General features: G+C 27.6%; 22 protein-coding genes. 19 read left to right on the forward strand and 3 right to left on the reverse strand.

The features are described 5' to 3' along the window. Positions 1-15: 15 nt before the first annotated feature. The 18 genes from RH99_RS01470 (at position 16) to RH99_RS01555 (ending at position 13,136) form a co-directional block, all read left to right on the forward strand. Positions 16-237, forward strand: a complete 222-nt coding sequence (locus RH99_RS01470; protein WP_010233413.1) for a YdbC family protein — start codon at positions 16-18, stop codon at positions 235-237. Positions 238-409: 172 nt separating this feature from the next. Continuing rightward, on the forward strand, positions 410-1,255 hold the full coding sequence (locus RH99_RS01475) for a hypothetical protein (RefSeq protein ID WP_010233414.1): 846 nt from the start codon (positions 410-412) through the stop codon (positions 1,253-1,255). Between the two features lie 265 nt (positions 1,256-1,520). Beyond that, positions 1,521-2,099, forward strand: coding sequence for a site-specific integrase (locus RH99_RS01480; protein WP_010233415.1), 579 nt, complete (start codon positions 1,521-1,523; stop codon positions 2,097-2,099). 132 nt (positions 2,100-2,231) lie between these two features. Further along, a complete protein-coding gene (locus RH99_RS01485) occupies positions 2,232-2,654 on the forward strand; it encodes a hypothetical protein (protein WP_010233416.1) in 423 nt (140 codons plus the stop codon). Positions 2,655-2,807: 153 nt separating this feature from the next. Further along, positions 2,808-3,824: a type II toxin-antitoxin system antitoxin SocA domain-containing protein gene (locus tag RH99_RS01490; RefSeq protein ID WP_010233417.1), complete on the forward strand. Its 1,017-nt coding sequence runs from the start codon at positions 2,808-2,810 to the stop codon at positions 3,822-3,824. A gap of 251 nt (positions 3,825-4,075) precedes the next feature. Further along, a complete protein-coding gene (locus RH99_RS01495; RefSeq protein WP_010233418.1) occupies positions 4,076-4,546 on the forward strand; it encodes a multiubiquitin domain-containing protein in 471 nt (156 codons plus the stop codon). After that, entirely contained in the window at positions 4,527-4,898 is a 372-nt protein-coding gene (locus RH99_RS01500) for an E2/UBC family protein (RefSeq protein WP_010233419.1), read from the forward strand. Before RH99_RS01495 ends, RH99_RS01500 begins: the two co-directional genes overlap by 20 nt. 7 nt (positions 4,899-4,905) lie before the next feature. Then, positions 4,906-6,291: a HesA/MoeB/ThiF family protein gene (locus RH99_RS01505; RefSeq protein ID WP_158511920.1), complete on the forward strand. Its 1,386-nt coding sequence runs from the start codon at positions 4,906-4,908 to the stop codon at positions 6,289-6,291. Next, entirely contained in the window at positions 6,288-6,623 is a 336-nt protein-coding gene (locus RH99_RS18170) for a ubiquitination-like system serine protease family protein (protein ID WP_010233421.1), read from the forward strand. The genes RH99_RS01505 and RH99_RS18170 overlap by 4 nt, the downstream gene beginning before the upstream one ends. 225 nt (positions 6,624-6,848) lie before the next feature. Next, positions 6,849-7,052 (forward strand): hypothetical protein, encoded by a 204-nt coding sequence (locus RH99_RS01515; RefSeq protein WP_010233422.1) that lies wholly within the window; start codon positions 6,849-6,851, stop codon positions 7,050-7,052. Positions 7,053-7,640: 588 nt separating this feature from the next. Further along, positions 7,641-8,078, forward strand: a complete 438-nt coding sequence (locus RH99_RS01520) for a JAB domain-containing protein (RefSeq protein WP_010233423.1) — start codon at positions 7,641-7,643, stop codon at positions 8,076-8,078. A gap of 68 nt (positions 8,079-8,146) precedes the next feature. Continuing rightward, a complete protein-coding gene (locus tag RH99_RS01525; RefSeq protein WP_010233424.1) occupies positions 8,147-8,623 on the forward strand; it encodes a hypothetical protein in 477 nt (158 codons plus the stop codon). Between the two features lie 22 nt (positions 8,624-8,645). Continuing rightward, positions 8,646-9,155 carry a helix-turn-helix domain-containing protein gene (locus RH99_RS01530; protein ID WP_010233425.1) on the forward strand — a complete coding sequence of 170 codons (510 nt, stop codon included), beginning with the start codon at positions 8,646-8,648 and terminating at the stop codon, positions 9,153-9,155. Positions 9,156-9,222: 67 nt separating this feature from the next. Next, positions 9,223-9,528 (forward strand): hypothetical protein, encoded by a 306-nt coding sequence (locus RH99_RS01535; RefSeq protein ID WP_010233426.1) that lies wholly within the window; start codon positions 9,223-9,225, stop codon positions 9,526-9,528. 65 nt (positions 9,529-9,593) lie between these two features. Continuing rightward, positions 9,594-9,860 (forward strand): hypothetical protein, encoded by a 267-nt coding sequence (locus RH99_RS01540; RefSeq protein WP_010233427.1) that lies wholly within the window; start codon positions 9,594-9,596, stop codon positions 9,858-9,860. A gap of 378 nt (positions 9,861-10,238) precedes the next feature. Beyond that, positions 10,239-11,132 carry an FRG domain-containing protein gene (locus RH99_RS01545; protein WP_010233428.1) on the forward strand — a complete coding sequence of 298 codons (894 nt, stop codon included), beginning with the start codon at positions 10,239-10,241 and terminating at the stop codon, positions 11,130-11,132. 118 nt (positions 11,133-11,250) lie between these two features. Then, a complete protein-coding gene (locus RH99_RS01550; protein WP_010233429.1) occupies positions 11,251-12,363 on the forward strand; it encodes a hypothetical protein in 1,113 nt (370 codons plus the stop codon). Positions 12,364-12,758: 395 nt separating this feature from the next. Next, a complete protein-coding gene (locus RH99_RS01555) occupies positions 12,759-13,136 on the forward strand; it encodes a SprT-like domain-containing protein (RefSeq protein ID WP_010233430.1) in 378 nt (125 codons plus the stop codon). A 3-nt stretch (positions 13,137-13,139) separates the two neighbouring features. On the opposite strand, the gene RH99_RS01560 is transcribed toward RH99_RS01555, so the two are convergent. From RH99_RS01560 to RH99_RS01570, 3 genes are all read right to left on the reverse strand, one after another. After that, entirely contained in the window at positions 13,140-13,562 is a 423-nt protein-coding gene (locus RH99_RS01560; protein ID WP_010233431.1) for a hypothetical protein, read from the reverse strand. 4 nt (positions 13,563-13,566) lie between these two features. Then, positions 13,567-13,764, reverse strand: a complete 198-nt coding sequence (locus RH99_RS01565) for a helix-turn-helix transcriptional regulator (RefSeq protein WP_010233432.1) — start codon at positions 13,762-13,764, stop codon at positions 13,567-13,569. A gap of 159 nt (positions 13,765-13,923) precedes the next feature. Continuing rightward, complete coding sequence (locus tag RH99_RS01570; RefSeq protein WP_010233433.1) at positions 13,924-14,535, reverse strand: tyrosine-type recombinase/integrase; 612 nt, start codon at positions 14,533-14,535, stop codon at positions 13,924-13,926. A 229-nt stretch (positions 14,536-14,764) separates the two neighbouring features. Here RH99_RS01570 and RH99_RS01575 point away from each other — a divergent pair, with 229 nt between their 5' ends. Further along, on the forward strand, positions 14,765-17,743 hold the full coding sequence (locus tag RH99_RS01575) for a Tn3 family transposase (RefSeq protein ID WP_010233434.1): 2,979 nt from the start codon (positions 14,765-14,767) through the stop codon (positions 17,741-17,743). Positions 17,744-17,784: the final 41 nt, after the last annotated feature.

Below are 17,784 nucleotides of genomic sequence, written 5' to 3' on the forward strand. Positions count from 1 at the left end.
AGGTGGGGTTGTATTATGGCAGATATAAAGTTTGAAATTAAAGAAAACACAGGGATTCTTTCAGAGTCACCAAAAGGGTGGAAAAAAGAATTAAACCTAATAAGTTGGAATGATAAAGAAACTAAGTTTGACATTAGAGATTGGGATCCAGATCATAAGAAAATGGGTAAAGGAGTTACTTTAACGGTTGATGAATTGAAAAAACTTAGAGATGTGCTAAATGGTATGGAGTTGTAAAATATTAAGTATATATATATGTGTGAGAAAGGAGAAATTTAATTAAAGAAACAAATGAAAGTAATGAGAAGGTATCAAAAAGGACGCTTTGGTTAAAGGAAGGATAGTACACTCTAAATATAGAAATGTATAGAAGAATAACTATGAGTTTTATTATGGGGGGGGACTAACTATGAAATATTATGCTGAACGTAATAATTTATTAGAAGAAAATTTTAATATTTCTTTTGAGGATTTAAAACAACATTTTTATAAAATATACATGTATTTTGCTAATACGAAGTGCTTTGATGTGGCAATAAAGGGAGTTTGGAAAAAACCTCAATGGGAGGAAGAATATCTAACAATACCACCCTTATTAGCTCCATCGCCAGAGACATTCTTTATGAAACAGTTATCTAGCAACGAAATATATCCAATATTTCAATATTACGAAAACTATACAGAAACGGAATTATTTACTGTAATAGAAATTTTGTATGATAAGATTTGTACATATGATTACAAAAATAGTGTTATAAACAATGATGTAAAAAAAGAATTTGCTATTCAAATAAATAATGTTTTACAATTATATGATGATGGGTATTTCCTAGAAATACATAGTGGCACTATAACTAAAGGTGCTAATGATCCTGTAAAAAACATGTTATCAGAAGACTTATCTAAGATATTGCCTGAGGATATAATGACTAAAACCAGAACTGCAATAAAAATGTATTATAGATTTGATTCAAATATGGAAATGAAAACGAAAGCAATTACCATTTTAGCAGATATATTAGAGCCACTTCGTGATGAATTAAAAGATATTTTAAATCATGGATACGAAACTAATAAGAATGACCATGATAAACTTATTTTTGAGATTGTTAATAATTTCAATATTAGACATACAAATACTAAACAACATGAAAATTATGAACATGAGATATGGTATGATTGGATGATACAATATTACTCAAGCGTTATAATCACTTTTTATAAACTAAAAAAAATAAAAACTAATTTACAGTAATATCTTAGTTCAGTTACACACAATGCTAATTGTGTTGAATTGGGAAAACAAGAGCAAAACCTTGATATATAAGGCTTTGCTCTTACTTTTTAATTTTAAAAAAGCAAATTTGCAAAAATGAATTCAACATAATATAATAATATTATATATTATGTTGAATTAAATAAACACAGAGAGGGTGCATGAAATAAGGCTTTACAAAAAATAGAATTGGTAATAAAAGGTAAGACTTTTTGGCACTTTAAAAACAGAGAAGGAGTTAATTATGGAAAGAGTAGAACCAATAAGATCAGAGAAGAAGATTAAAGATCTAAAGAAATATCTTCTTGGAGCAGGTAGTATGAGAAACTATGCTTTAATTGTGCTGGGACTTAATACAGCCCTCAGGATTTCAGATATACTTTCATTAACGTGGGAGGATGTATATGACTTTGAGGAAAAGACTTTTAAAACTCATGTATATATAAAAGAACAAAAGACCGGTAAGGATAAGAAGTTTTTACTTAATAAAAACACTGTAGAAGGTCTTTTAAAGCATAAAAGAAAGCTTGGACATATAAATCCTTCAGAGTATATTTTCAGCAGCCGTAATGGTCAAAATAAAGCTATAACAAGATTTATGGCTATAAAGATAATAAAAGAGAGTTGTGCAGCAGTGGGAATAAAAGAACATGTAGGCTGCCGTTCATTAAGAAAGACTTTTGGGTATCATTCCTGGAAGAAGGGAGTACCTGTGCCGGTGCTCATGGAGCTGTTCAATCATTCAACACAATCAATAACCAAGCTTTATCTTGGGATCTCCCAGGATGATATTGATGATGTTTACCGTTTAGTTGAACTTTAAAATCTATATAGTTTTATTTATAACTGATATATAATAATATTATCATTGATAAACTTTTTCATGAAATGTATTGAAAAAATCTTATCATTGTGATAAGATTAATGTATATTAATCATAATGGAGGGAATAATAATGATTGAAAATATAGATGATGAAAATCAATGTAAAAAATATACTAATCATACTAAAAGTGAAATTAAAGAATTTATATATAGATGTTTTGAACTTATAAGAGAAGGAAAAAAAGATTATCTGAGTTCAAATGAGAAGAATTTTAATTTTCAGGCTGAATATGGTATACGAGATATTTGGAAAGTTGTTTTATCAATATCTGTAGAATATTTTTGTTACTCTGCTGATGACTATAAAAAAACAAAGAATGGTATAAAAATAGAACGAGTTTATATTTTTAAAGTACCATATGTTCTTCAGGATAGAAGGACTGATATATATTTAAAACTAAAAATGAGAAGAAAAAAGAGTTACGAAGATGTTTTTGTATTATCGCTTCACAAGCCAGAGAAGCCTTTAAATGTATTATGGAATGATTTTTAGTAGTACATAATGGAAATAGTACTAGTATAAATTATCATAAATAAATTGGATATTAACCATAGTTTGTATATAATTAGAATTTTATATGATGAAATGAAATATTTATGATTCTGGTACTATCTCCTCAAAATATAAAAGTAAAGGAAGATAAATATGAATAATAAAAAGAAGGAATTCAAAGAAATTAATAAAGTATATTGTGAATTTTGTGATGAAGATATAGAGTACGATACTGTCATTGAAGAAGAAACAATTAATATTAATGGAATAGAAGTTACTTTTAATAAAATAAAAGACTATTGTGTTGATTGCCATAATGAAGTTTATGTAGAAGAAGACAATATTACTAATGTTAAAAATGCAAATATAGAATATAGAAAAAAACTTGGATTAATACAAGTAGATGAAATTAATTCATTACTTAGTAAGTACAATATAGGTAAGACTACATTAGCATCATTATTAGGATGGGGAGAAATTACTATTGTACGATATATGGAAGGATCTACGCCATCAAAAGATTATTCAGATACGTTAAAAAGTTTAGATGACCCAAGAACAATGAAATCTTTATTAGAAAAAAATAAGGAAAAAGTAACTGATATAGCATATAAAAAATGTAAAAAGGCTTTAAATCAATATTTAGATGAAACATCAATTGATAATTGTGGGGATACTGTTTTAGAAAATACAGTAAGTTACTTTTTGAGTAAAGATTATGAGGTAACGCCATTAGCATTACAAAAATTATTATATTATGCACAAGGATTCTACTATGCGTTAAGAGGTGATTACTTATTTAGAGAAGACTGCGAAGCATGGGTACATGGTCCAGTATACACTGAAATTTATTCACGATATAAGTCATTTGGATATGATCCTATAAAAAATGAATGTATTTATAATTTATCAGAAGAAAAAGTTTCACTATTAGATGGAATATTAAAAGCATTTGGTTGCTACAATGGAAAAATATTAGAAAAGTTTACTCATTCTGAAATGCCTTGGAATAAAGCTAGAGTTGGAAAAAAAGATGATGAACCATCAAATGAAATAATCAGTAAGAAAGCTATAGCTGAATATTTCACTAATGTCGTTGAAAAGTATAATATCTCTAATGTATATGATATAGATATATACAGTTCTACACTTAAAGATAAAGTTTTGTAATCTGTAATAAGATAAATAATAAATAAATTAAAATATAATGGAGGTGCAATTTTATGGCAAAAACAAAAAGTAGTATTTCTGGAAAACAAAATAAAAAAATAGTTCCAGTTAAATCTTACACTAAATCAAATGGAACAAAAGTAAAATCACATAGAAGATCCACGCCTAATTAATATATGGTTAAAGTATGGTTATTGAGCATTTATAAATTAATTCCACAAATTACCAATTTTAAGGAGGTTATCAATAATATGAATATACACTCAGATGTTCACATTAATGAAAAAAAATACACACTTGATAAAAATGAACTAAAAGGTTTAGAGTTAAAAGAGATAGCGCACATTTCCGAAAAAGTAGCTCTTTATAAAAAGATTCCTCACAAGGCAGATGAAGAAATTATAAATTCTCAAACGTACAAACTTACACATGGAGAAAAGTTTTTTTCATCGGACTTCAAAGAAAAAATAAAAATTTCTATAGATAATAAAAAGTATTATCCTGAAAAAGATCAACTTACCGGTATTGAACTAAAAATTTTAGCAGATATAAATCCTTCAGAGTATAAGCTAATAAGAGAGGTTAAACATGATGGAGCAGATCAATTAATAGAAGATAATGTTGTTTATGAGATTAATAATAATGATGAATTCTTTTCTGTTCCTAAAGGAATTCAAAATGGAACAATTGAGGTGAGGGATAATGCCATTGTTACCAAATGATAAGGACTTTTTAGATAATCATAATTTAGATTATGAACTGCATGAATTACCTGGAGAAACACTTCTTGTTATAAAAGATTATCAACTATCTTCTATGTTTAATACAGAAAAAACAAAAGTTTTAATAAAAATACCAAATGGATATCCTATGGCTAACCTTGATATGTTTTGGGTTTATCCGCATATTAAATTAAGAGAAACAAACCAATATCCTCAAGCTGCAGATCAATTTCAAAACTATTTAAATGTATCATGGCAAAGATTTTCTAGGCATTATGCTTGGAAACCTACCTATAATTTGTCCAAGCATTTAAATGTAATAAAGGATGTATTAGTTAATGGAAGGGGATAACTATTATATGAATAAAAATATCACTATGACTTTTTTAGAGAAAGACTATAATTTACTTCAAAAACATTTGTTTAAAGATGGTAATGAACAGGCTGCATATTTATTATGCAGTCTTTCTCAAACTGAAATTGAGACTAGATTCTTAGTTAAAGAAGTGATTCAAGTTGAAGATAAGCATATTTTAAAAAATAATAATATGGGTATATATTATACTTGTGATTCATATATGCCTGTAATCGCTAAAGCTAAGTCTAATCAATTATGCTTTATAATGGTTCACTGTCATCCATGTGGCATAAGTGAATTTAGTGATATAGATAATGAACAAGAAATTAAATTACTAAGATATGCTTATAATAGAATTAACAACAAATTGCATGGAAGTATGATTTTTAGTGATTCAAATACTTTTACTGGAAGAATATTAAACTATGAATCTGAAAGATATACTTCAATATCTAAAATAAGAGTATTAGGAGATACATATAAATTTATAAACTCAGTTAATAGTGATCCTTTAAAAACTATTAATAAGGATATATTTAATAGAAATATTTTGGCTTTTGGAGAAGATCTGTTAAAGATACTTCAAAATATTCATATAGGAGTAGTTGGATGTGGTGGAACCGGGTCAGCTGTAATTGAAGAATTATGTAGGCTTGGAGTAGGTAAACTTACTCTAATTGATGATGATAAAATTGAAAATACAAATATAACAAGAATACATGGAAGTAATCTTTCAGATGTAGGAAAACCAAAAGTAACATTAATGCAAGAAATGATAGGAAAAATAAACATTGGCACGAATGTTATAGCTATAAATGAAAAATTAGATAATCCTAATACAGCAAAAAAACTTAGAGATTGTGATCTTATATTTTCATGCGTGGATTATACACATTTTACTAGATCTATATTAAATCAAATTGCAATAGCCTATTATATTCCTCTTATAGATGCCGGAATAAAATTTGATTCAAAAAAAGGTATATTGAATGATATTTTTGGAAGGATAGACGTTGTTTTACCTAATGATAGATGTTTATTTTGTAGTGGAATAATAGATTCTAATATGATATCAGCAGAACTAATGACAAATGAAGAATATATAAAATTAAAAGAACAAGGGTATGTTCCTGAACTTCCAAAAGATAAAGTACAAGTTATTCCATATAATTCATTAATAGGATCATATGCTGTAATAGAAATGATTCAATTATTAACTAATTTTAAAGGTAAAAACATTAAACATATAATATATAAATTTATGGCAAATAAGACGTTAACTATAGAACCAGACTTTGATAGTGAATGTATTTGTAATTCCGAAAAACTTATTGGATGTGGTGATATTGAGCCATTTTTATTATTATCCTGGGCAGGTGTAAAATGAGTATTCTTAAAATTCTTAAAAATATTTTTAGTAAAAAAGAAAAACGTATATTAAAATTTAAGAAAGTAATTTTTGAAAATAATTTTTCAGTAAAACCACAAAAAAATGCCATAACTATAGTTAAAAAGAATAATTCATTTAAATGGGTAAAATTCAAATGCCCATGTGGATGTGGTAAAGAAGTAACTTTATCTTTAAATCCAAGTATTAAACCATATTGGGAAATAACTATGAAAAAAAATAAAATTACATTATCTCCATCAGTATATTTAACAGGTTTTCCATGCAATTCTCATTTCTTTATTAGAAATAATAAAATTGATTGGGTCTAATTCTTATTTTTAGTTTAAAGGGTAACTGGAACATATCTACAACCAGGGGCAAAGTAATTAATGGTACTTTTTCATGTTTTCAATGTTACATACTTTCTACATTGCCATTGGTTAAGATGCTCCCATTACCCCGATTTTATACTTTTTCTTATATTTTATAGGTTACATTTACGCTACTTGTTAATATAATAGTTATAGTATTTAAAAAGAGAGAAGGTTATTTATATGCTTAGACCTATTGTGACTAATTATTGTGAACTTAATAGAAATGGTGATTTTCAGAAACTATATGGAACAGCAGCTGAATTAAAACTAACTACTTTTTGTGGTGTATATGCTGATGCTTTTAAACATAATAACAATATTGAATTACATCCTGCTATATTAATGCGTGGTAAAATTATAGCATCTTATTATGTTATTGTATAAATATATTTAAAGGGCTATAGGTTAAACTCCGTAGCCCTTTATTTTACTATAAATACTTATCCTTAACTGCGTCAAATTTAGGTTTTCCGTAAATAGATTCTACTGCTATTTATTATTTTTTGATAGAATGGTTGAAATATAAGAATGTAATACAAAATTTTTCGGGCCACAGCTGATGAGGAGTTGTAGCACAAAAATTTTGTATTACATTCTCCTACCGCCCTTCGGTTGCTGCTACCGCATTACATGATGGACACCTTGTCATGGAAAAACACCCTGACCACTTCCATCATTCCACTTGGTGGGTATTCTCTTTTTTTCTTCTTTCCTTCTAGCATATATATTACTTATAAAAATTCCTTAAACAATTAAAGACAATATAAATAGTAAGAGGTAGTTTTAATTTAATTAAACTTTGTTTTTAAAATCAATTTTCATTTCAAAAGTTGTAACTTTTTTTCAAATATCCAAGATAAATATTTTTATATTTCACTTAATTATTATTAAGTATTTACTTGACAATAGTTAAGTAAAATGATATAATTATAATTGTAGAAAGGAAATAAAAAAATATCAGGAGGTTTTAAAATGAATATTCAAATTGTTTCAATCAAAATGGTGAAAGAAAAAGAATTACATTATCAATACGAGGATATCTCAAGACCTAGAGAATCAGTAGATTTAATTAAAAACATTATAGGGGATATGGATAGGGAAGCATTAGTAGTAATAACATTAGATGTTAAAAATCATCCAACCTCAATCAATATATGTTCCACAGGGAGTTTAAATTCTTCTATTGTACACCCTAGAGAAGTATTTAAAACGGCAATACTAGGAAATGCTGCAAGTATATTAATAGGTCATAATCACCCTTCAGGAAACCCAACACCAAGTAACGAGGATATTAATATAACAAAAAGGTTGAAAGAAGCTGGTAAAATATTAGGAATAGAAGTATTAGACCATATAATCATTGGTAGTTTTGATAACTACATAAGTTTTAAGGAGAAAGGGCTTTTATAAAGTCCTCAACCCTTAAATTTGAATGTTCATTGTATATAGATATTATTAAAAATCAGGAGGTGTTTTATATGGAAAGAGAACAAATAGAAAATATATATAAAATCAATAGTTTAACAGATTATAAGTTAAATAGTACCGAGGATATATTAAAAGTCCATGGAGTAGATTTTAAAGTGGTTGATGGGTACAACAGACTTGATGACTTAAACAGAGATATCTACAAAAAATTCATAGTTAATATTTTTAATGCCTGGGGATTAGGACCTAGAGCGACTTTAGTTCCAAAAGGTATTTACTTTGTAGAAGATATAAGCCATTTAGGCAAAGAGAACATAGAAGATGATTATTTTATACCTTTGGGTGGAACTATCAAAACTATTGATAGAAGTGGACTAAAAAGCATATTACACACATGGAACGATAAAGAATATAAACACCTTAAAATTATAGAAAATGAAACTCATACTTATTTAAGGTTTGAGTATGAAATTAATGGAGAACCTACATGGCTCCACGTAGAAAAAAACGGAGAAGAATGGTATTAAAGCATTGAAAGGAGAACAAAAAATGAATAAAGATAGATATTTTCAAGAGGTAGAGGAATTAATTAAAAAAAATAAAAATGTAACTAGAGAAGATTTTGAACTGCTTTATTTAGCAGTATCAGGAATTAATATTAATAGTGATGTTGAATTTTTAGCTGATAAAATAGTAAAAAGCTTAAGCAATAATACAGTTATGGAAACATTAGTTTCATGGGAATTTCTACAAACAGCAGTTGGTAGGGCTATAATAAAGGCTAAATTTCAAGCAGGGAATGAAATATATTTTACAAGTGATTTATGTGAAATAACAGGCTATTCAAGAGCGTTTATATCACAAGAAATGAAAGCTGGGAACATTAAATTTGAAAAAAGAAAGGGTACAGTTTTCTTTAGGGAGAATGACGTTAAAGAGTACCTTTCCAAAAAGGGCATAGATAAAATGGAAAAAGAAAATGAATTAAAATATAAAGAGCTAAAGGAAAAATTGATTAATGGAGGTTTTGAAAGAGAAGCCGATTATAAGGAAATGTAATACGTTTTTAATCCAGGTATTTTAAATTGCCGGAAAAAATGTATTACACTGAAAGGAGGATATTTTCGTGAATACAGAACCTAGAATAAATTCTACTTCATTAAGATTTAGCAAAAGAGTAGGTGACATAGTAGATAACATACAAGGAAAAACTTTCGCTGATAAATTTGAATTTATTGTTTTAGATTATCAGGAAAAGAAAGATGAAAGAGAAGCATATTTAAATGAACTGGATAAAAAAATCAAGATGAAGAAAAAACAATTAGATGAAATTAGAATGTATTTAAATAAATTCTCTAGCATATCTGAAAAGGTTAATATTGCAGAAAAAACCATTGAAAGCTTAATTAAAGATTGTAATACAAAATTTTAAAGTACATGGACAGATTTTTGCTGCAGCTGAAATATTTTGTAGTACGTTTTATTGGAGGTAAGGTTATGAGTTTAATAGATTATAAAAATAATATTATAAACATTGGTGATATTGTAAAACTTGAAAACTCTAATAAAGGTAAATTAGATTACTTTGTATATGCTGATGATTTATTATACAAATATGATAAAAATGGTAAAATACACCCTGATAAATTAGGTAATATCAAGATTGATAAAGGTGTATCTTTAATTAATAATACTACATGTAAATGGATTAATTTAGGTTCTAAAGAAAATGTTTATTATACAATTTTTCAAGTTGAAAATTAATTACAGAAGCTAAATTTATAAAATATGATTTAGAACAAGGTTTAATCAAACCCTTTAATTTTAAAAACAATCTTGATTTATCTTTATAATAAAGTTAAATCATAATTTGCAGATTTTGATATAATTGATTGAAAGCTAAATAGTAATTTAACTTTCAAAATGTAAATGAAATTTGAGAGTAGCATCTAGGATTTTCGTGCTTTTTTATATAAATTATTAAGGATAATACAATTATATGTAAAATTATAATTTTAAAACTTTAAAAGAATAGTTGGTTTAATATATAAATTTTGCTTAGGCAATAGTGTGAATTTAAGATTTATTTATATAAATAGTAATTTATAAATTAACTTATAAAAAGTAGAGGGGGAAGGGAACTTGCTTTATGAAGAAAATTGTTTAACTGAAATAAACAGTTTTGCAGAATATTTAAGCTTTATTAAAAATTACAGTGAAAAAAACAAAGTAGAACTTTGGTACAGAGGTCATAGAACTAATGTGTGGGAATTAAAGCCAAATTTATATAGAGATGCAAAAAGAATTAAGGGCGTTGGCAACGAAATAACAGAGTTAAGATATGATTTTGTTAATTTCAAAGATGAATTTTATAAATTAAAAAAAGAAGTAATTGATAAAGATTTATTTGATATTTCCAAATTAAATGATTTTCAAATAATGTTTATAGCTCAACATTATGGATTATTGACTCCTATTTTAGATTGGACTACAGATCCATTAGTGGCTCTTTTCTTTGCCTTAGATGAGTACAGTTATAATGATGTAGAATTTCCAGTAATATATATTTTTAAACCAGGTTTCTGTAATGCAAACGCATTTATTAGTCATAGTGATAAAAGTCCTATTGTAGAACCAGTATGCATTGATAATCTAAATAATCATTTTAACAAATGGTGTGATAATTTAAATATTTCTCTAGGTCATGTACCAATAGCTATATTTAGCAAAAATGATTTCTCACACAGGATATGTAGACAATCTGGTAAATTCACTTTTCATCAAGCAGTAGGTCCGTTAAGTTATTCATGGAATGATATAGTTATAGGAGATCAGAAATTTGTAGATGCAATAAAAATAAATCCTAAAGCAGTTAGAGAAATAAAAGAATATCTTTTAATATTAAATATTAATAAGAAATCTATATATCGTGATACAACTCCTACTCCTTTAGATAATATGTGTGTTCAAATAAAAGAGCAAGGATTGAAAGCATTTAAAAATAGCATTAATGAAGCAAATAAGGTATTATTGTAATAGTGAATTAACAAATAAATGCCAGTTTTGGGTTGATTAATATAAATAGTAATTTGTCGTGATAATTGAGATAACGACAAATCAGAATTTGTTTTTGTCTCAGAAGGGGAGTTGAACAATGAAAAAGTCAGATATTTTTTGGCAAACATATTTAAACCTTGAAAAAGAAGTAATTGAAGTATCAAAATACATTTTCTTCACTGATGAAGTGTTGGTAAATGGTAGTGGCGGCATAGTTGCTCAATTTTGTAAAACACAGCTTGAAACTTTTTCACCTCATATTGCAGATTTATTGGTGCGCTGTTGTGTTCAAATCGAAGCTATATCGAAAGAATTATATTTTGATAATGGTGGCACTAAAGCAAGAGGAGATAATAGTATCTTTTTCGATGAAGATTGTCTGAAATTGATTGATGTTAAATGGAAGACACATAACAAACTTGTAATGGTTGTTGCTCCCTTTTTTAATTTTACTAAAAATGAAAACAGTATTTTAAAACCTTTAAGAGAAGCTCATAAAAGACAAGGAACGTATTGGGAAAGAGCCTATCAAGCAGTAAAGCACGATAGATACTCTTCTTTACAAAAAGGAAATGTCAAAGCTTTAATCCAAGCTTTAGCTGCGCTCTTTTTGCTTAATATCTACTACCGTAATGATTCATGGATAATTAAGTATAACGATATATCAAAACTTGATTACAGCATGGGTTCGGCAATTTTTACAGTAAAATCTCCTGAAGCAAATCAGCTGTGGTATGGAAATAACCCGACTATTTGCGAGAGTCCATATGTTGTTAGGTACAAAGATACTGATTATCAGCGAATTGAAGAAATGCAGCGACATGAGCAACAGGCATTAGATGATTATTGGAGCAAACAACCAGAATTGAATGAGCCTGCATTTATAACTCAATTAAAAAAAGCTTCTGAAGGAGGCCAAAGGGTAATAGGTATTTGGGAACTGGCAAAATATCGGTTAAATAAGAAAATTCCCAATACTTTATCTTTCGAAGATAGAAAATCACGTCTAATTACTAGTGAAGAATGGAATGGTTGGGTACATCAACACAATAAGCACCTTTCAGCAGATGAACTTACAGAAGACAATATTCAAAAAGAAATTGATTCTGTTGGTACTTCTTGGGGAATAGAAATAATGAATAAATTTCAAAAAATGGAATGGGTTCAAATTGCGATGAATAGTGAAATATGTGAGATATATATTCCATAACTAATACTGACTAAAAGCAATAGATTAGGCTACTAGGATTAACTAAAATAATTTCTGTTCATCGGTAGTTGAACAGAACAACAAATTCCAATTTGTCAGTCATATATAAGTATTGTAACTATGATCCATTGATATTTCAGGAATGAATTTGCGATATTTTTTGTTACATAATAGTATTATGTATATACCTATATAACTTTGTTATAAATTTACAAGAATACAAAAATTTAAGGAATAAAGCATCAAATATTTTTGTAATAAGTATAGATTTTATCAAATGGAAGAATGATTTAACGGAAAAAACAATGGTTTTGTTAAAGATATTAGCAAAACCATTTATTTTAAATATATTTTTGAAAGTTAACTTTCAAAAATATTGAAAGGGGCAAGATTGTATGACACAGCTTGAAAACATTACTTCAGAACTTAATAGATTGTTTGATGTATTTAACAAACATTATTATAATAATGAAATTCAAAAGCCAGTGATAGCAGTACAGACCAATGGTAAGGACAGTAGCACAATGGGCTGGTGTACTTGCAATAAAGTATGGAAGGACAGCACAAAAAATGAATTTTACTATGAAATTACTATATGCAGTGAGTATTTATTTAGAAATGTTCAGGAAATCTGTTCCACGCTGCTTCATGAAATGGTTCATTTGTATTGGGGTAATACCAGCAGCTCTGTAACCAGGGGCAAGGTAGAAATAAAAAAAGGCAGTACTGCCTTTTTAATTAATAAACAATATAAGAATATGAAGCAATTTTAAGTACTAATACTTTTTACTATAATAAATTTGAGTAAATATAGATATCATACCTTGAATAAATATTAAGCTTCCAAATAAACATATAATCCAAATATTAACATCTTTAAATGCCAAAGTAAAAGTAATTGCAGTATTTATTAAAAGCATAATATAATTTGTTTTAGCACCTGCCTTATCTCTAATAAGAGTATTTCTTTCATCATTTTGTTCTATTTTCATTTGTTTCTTTTCTTCTATGCCATCTTTTAATACAAATAACTTTAAAATATTATTCGTAGAATTTCCAAAAATCATTAATGCAATAACAAGAGGGATAATTAACTTTAAATTATTTCCATAGATTTTAATGAGAATCAAACATAGCATCATAATACTTGAACTAAGTCCAACTAATATATAATTCCTAATTTGATTATTATTTTTCATTCTGTTATTCCTCCTCATATATAAAAATTTCTTCAATTAACATACTAAAATATCGTGAAATTTTGAAAGCCAAAATAATTGATGGATTATACCGTCCGTTTTCCAAAGAGCCTATTGTTTGCCTAGATACTTCCAATGCTGTGGCCAATTCTTCTTGCTTTATTCCTCGTTGTTTTCGTATTTCCTCCAATCTATTTTTCACAATTATACTCCTTTCTTTATTAATGGAAAGTATGCTTTCCGTTAATAAAATAGCATATAACACATCTCGTGTCAAGTTTACTTTCCGTCAAGATGCAAAAATTTAGTAGGTTATAAAATAACCTACTAAATTTTTACCATAATTAAAAATATATATTAATTACCCTAAATTAGATTGTAAATAAACTTCTTTTTTCTGTTCTTCTGTGATTCCAATATATCTTAAAGTTTGTGATTTTGAAGAATGATTAAATATATCCATAAGCAATTCTAAAGATGTACCATTTTGATATGCATGATAACCAAAGGTCTTTCGCAAAGTATGTGTTCCAATTTCTCCTGATATTATTATATTAGTATTTTCATCTCTTTCAATAAGGCCTATGGATTCAGCTGCGTTATTTAATATTCTGTATGCCTGCTGCCTAGTTATATGTGAATTAGCACCTTTGCGACTTCTAAATACATAACAATTTAGGTCCGATTCAGGATATTCTTTTAGATAGGTATGTATTAATTTTACAACTATATCTCCAATATAAAATTTTTTTGTTTTGCCGGTTTTCTTTTCAGTAATTGTTACATAATCTTTTACAATTTTCATATTAGGTTTTAATAAATCTGAAAGCTTCAATGTTAATATGTCACTGATCCTTAAACCTACATTGATACCGAGTATGAAAAGTAATTCATTTCTAGTTGATTGACTCTTTAAAATAGCTCTCATATTTTTAATTGTTTTAATATCTCTTATTGGTTCTACTGAGTTCATTTTTATTTCTCCTCAAATTATGATCTATAGATTTATTTAAAATATAATGTTACATATTACTATTATATTTCATAATTATGTAACATTCAATAGCGTTGTATTTATATAATATCTTATAATTCCCACTGTTAAGCCATTCTGAATGTTACAAAACTCTGTTGTGTAATATTCGCAAAATTCAATCAGCATGATATAATTAAAATTATAAAACTGAAAAGGAGGAATTATTTTGAAAAAATATTGGGAACTTGATGAACTTATAGATTATTTTACTATTATGCCAAATGAACTAGAACAATTAGGTAATAAAAGTAGTTCAAGTAGATTAGGCTTTGCTATTTTATTTAAATTTTTTCAATATGAAGCTAGGTTTCCAAGATATAAAACTGAAATACCAAAGGATGTAATATTCTATATTTCTAAACAATTAGATATTGAAGCAAGTACTTTTGATACTTATGATTGGAATGGCAGGAATATAAAATATCATAGAGCACAGATAAGAGAATATTTTAGATTTCGTGAAGCCACATTAGAAGATATTAAAAATGTTTCAGAATGGCTTTATACCAATGTATTATATTATGATTTAGATATTAATCATTTAAAAGTAGAAGCATATAAACACTTCCGTAAATTGCAGATTGAACCTCCAACACCAGACCAAATGGATAGATTAACTAACGCAGTTATACATAATTATGAAGATAAATTTTTTCAGGATACTTTTCAAAAACTCCCTAACGAAGCTCTAGCAAAAATGGATACACTTATTAATGATTTAACTACTTATGAGGAAAATGAAGTAGATTACGGCAGTTCAGATAATATTTCTTTTAGTGATTTAAGAGCTGATCCAGGGCGTATTGGATTAGAAAGTGTTTTTAAAGAAATTACTAAACTCAAAACAATTCAACAAATTAATCTTCCAGAGAATCTTTTTAATAATATTCCTCAAAAAATACTTGAAAAATACAAATTAAGAGCTGTTTCAGAAGATTTACGAGAACTTCGCAGGCATTCAAAACCACTTCGCTACACTTTATTATCATCCTTCTTTTGGCTTAGAAGCAGAGAAATTACAGATAATCTTATTGAACTTCTAATACAAATTATTCATAGGATAGGTGTCAGAGCTGAAAGAAAAGTAGATAAAGAAATTTTAAATGATTTTAGACGTATCAACGGGAAATCAAATATTTTATTTCAAATGGCAGATGCAGCTGTAAACAATCCAGACGGTATAATAAAGAAAGTATTATTTCCAATTGTAAGTGAGACTACATTAAAAGACTTAATAAAAGAGCTTAAAAATACTGGTTCTGCATATAGACAAAAAGTATATACCATTATGAGATCATCATATAGTAATCATTATAGGAGAATGGTTCCAGAAATACTTAATGTTTTACAATTTTGTTCAAATAATCAAATACATCAACCGATTATAAAAGCTTTGGATATTATCAAAAAATATTATAATATAGGTACTCATTATTTTACTGATAATGAATTTATACCAATTGATGGTGTTATTCGTACATCTATGAGAGATGCGGTTATAGAAACTGATGATAATGGCCATGAACGCATAAATAGAATAAACTATGAAATTGTTACTTTACAGGCTTTAAGAGATAAATTACGTTGTAAAGAAATATGGGTAGTTGGTGCAAATAGATATAGAAATCCCGATGATGACTTACCAACTGACTTTGAAGAACGTAGAGAAGAAAATTATAAAGCCCTAAAACAGCCATTGAATTCAGAAGAATTTATAAATAGTATTAAACAATCCATGTATAATGCGTTAAATAGATTGGATGTTGGTATGCCTAAAAATCCTAAAGTACGTATATCCAATAAAAATAACAAAGGTTGGATTACTTTATCTCCTAGTGAACCACAAAATGAACCTTTGAACTTGCCAAAAATAAAAGCTGAAATTATGAGACACTGGCCCATGACTAATTTACTTGATGTACTTAAAGAAGCAGATCTAAGAATAAACTTTACTGATAATTTTAAAACAGTAGCTGCATACGAAAAATTAGATAGATCTATAATTCAAAAACGTCTTATTTTAGCTTTATATGGATTAGGCACAAATACAGGGTTAAAGCGTATTTCAGCAGGAAATCATGGAGAAAGTTATAAAGATTTACTTTATATAAAAAGAAAGTTTATAAATAAAGATAATCTACATAATGCAATATCATCAGTAGTTAATGCAATACTTAAAAGTAGAGTAGAAGATATCTGGGGTGAAGGTACAACAACCTGTGCTTCAGATAGTAAAAAGTTTGGAGCATGGGATCAAAATTTAATGACGGAATGGCATATTAGATATCGTGGACGCGGTGTGATGATATATTGGCATGTCGAAAAAAATTCTACCTGCATATACTCACAGTTAAAGCAATGTTCATCTTCTGAGGTATCGGCAATGATAGAAGGTTTATTAAAGCATTGCACAGATATGGAAATAGAAAAAAACTTTGTGGATTCTCATGGCCAAAGTGAAGTTGCTTTTGCTTTCTGCCACCTATTAGGATTTAATCTAATGCCTAGAATTAAAGCAATTCATTCACAAAAATTATATAGACCGGATCCTGGAATGAGTGAAGCATATCCTAACTTGCAGCCAGTACTAACAAGGCCTATAAATTGGGAACTTATAAGGCAACAGTATGACCAAATGATAAAATATGCAACTGCATTAAGACTAGGTACAGCTGAAACAGAATCTATATTAAAAAGATTTACTAGAAACAATTTGAAACATCCTACATATCTTGCCCTTGCCGAATTAGGAAAAGCTATAAAGACCATATTTCTTTGTGAATACTTAAATTCAGAAGCTCTAAGAATAGAGATACATGAAGGGCTTAATGTAGTTGAAAATTGGAACTCAGCTAATTCATTTATTTTCTATGGTAAAAGTGGTGAAATATCAACGAATAGAATTGAAGATCAGGAACTTTCAGTATTAAGTCTTCATCTCTTACAAAATTGCTTGGTATATGTAAATACATTAATGATACAGCAAGTATTATCTGAAAAGAAATGGTACGATATGATGACACCTGAAGATTTCAGAGCTTTAACTCCATTAATATATAATCATGTAAATCCATATGGAAATTTTGATCTAGATATGAATGTAAGAATTCCAATAGACACATACAACATTGCGCGACAAGCATAAAATAGCTAAGCTTCAGAACCATATACTCTGAAGCTTAACTA

This window comes from Clostridium arbusti SL206, assembly GCF_000246895.1.
Lineage (GTDB): Bacteria > Bacillota > Clostridia > Clostridiales > Clostridiaceae > Clostridium_I > Clostridium_I arbusti.

Coding starts and splice junctions, on each gene's coding strand:
- RH99_RS01470 (WP_010233413.1), top strand. CDS start 16: ATGGCAGATATAAAGTTTGAAATTAAAGAAAACACAGGGATTCTTTCA.
- RH99_RS01475 (WP_010233414.1), top strand. CDS start 410: ATGAAATATTATGCTGAACGTAATAATTTATTAGAAGAAAATTTTAAT.
- RH99_RS01480 (WP_010233415.1), top strand. CDS start 1,521: ATGGAAAGAGTAGAACCAATAAGATCAGAGAAGAAGATTAAAGATCTA.
- RH99_RS01485 (WP_010233416.1), top strand. CDS start 2,232: ATGATTGAAAATATAGATGATGAAAATCAATGTAAAAAATATACTAAT.
- RH99_RS01490 (WP_010233417.1), top strand. CDS start 2,808: ATGAATAATAAAAAGAAGGAATTCAAAGAAATTAATAAAGTATATTGT.
- RH99_RS01495 (WP_010233418.1), top strand. CDS start 4,076: ATGAATATACACTCAGATGTTCACATTAATGAAAAAAAATACACACTT.
- RH99_RS01500 (WP_010233419.1), top strand. CDS start 4,527: ATGCCATTGTTACCAAATGATAAGGACTTTTTAGATAATCATAATTTA.
- RH99_RS01505 (WP_158511920.1), top strand. CDS start 4,906: ATGAATAAAAATATCACTATGACTTTTTTAGAGAAAGACTATAATTTA.
- RH99_RS18170 (WP_010233421.1), top strand. CDS start 6,288: ATGAGTATTCTTAAAATTCTTAAAAATATTTTTAGTAAAAAAGAAAAA.
- RH99_RS01515 (WP_010233422.1), top strand. CDS start 6,849: ATGCTTAGACCTATTGTGACTAATTATTGTGAACTTAATAGAAATGGT.
- RH99_RS01520 (WP_010233423.1), top strand. CDS start 7,641: ATGAATATTCAAATTGTTTCAATCAAAATGGTGAAAGAAAAAGAATTA.
- RH99_RS01525 (WP_010233424.1), top strand. CDS start 8,147: ATGGAAAGAGAACAAATAGAAAATATATATAAAATCAATAGTTTAACA.
- RH99_RS01530 (WP_010233425.1), top strand. CDS start 8,646: ATGAATAAAGATAGATATTTTCAAGAGGTAGAGGAATTAATTAAAAAA.
- RH99_RS01540 (WP_010233427.1), top strand. CDS start 9,594: ATGAGTTTAATAGATTATAAAAATAATATTATAAACATTGGTGATATT.
- RH99_RS01550 (WP_010233429.1), top strand. CDS start 11,251: ATGAAAAAGTCAGATATTTTTTGGCAAACATATTTAAACCTTGAAAAA.
- RH99_RS01555 (WP_010233430.1), top strand. CDS start 12,759: ATGACACAGCTTGAAAACATTACTTCAGAACTTAATAGATTGTTTGAT.
- RH99_RS01560 (WP_010233431.1), bottom strand. CDS start 13,562: ATGAAAAATAATAATCAAATTAGGAATTATATATTAGTTGGACTTAGT.
- RH99_RS01570 (WP_010233433.1), bottom strand. CDS start 14,535: ATGAACTCAGTAGAACCAATAAGAGATATTAAAACAATTAAAAATATG.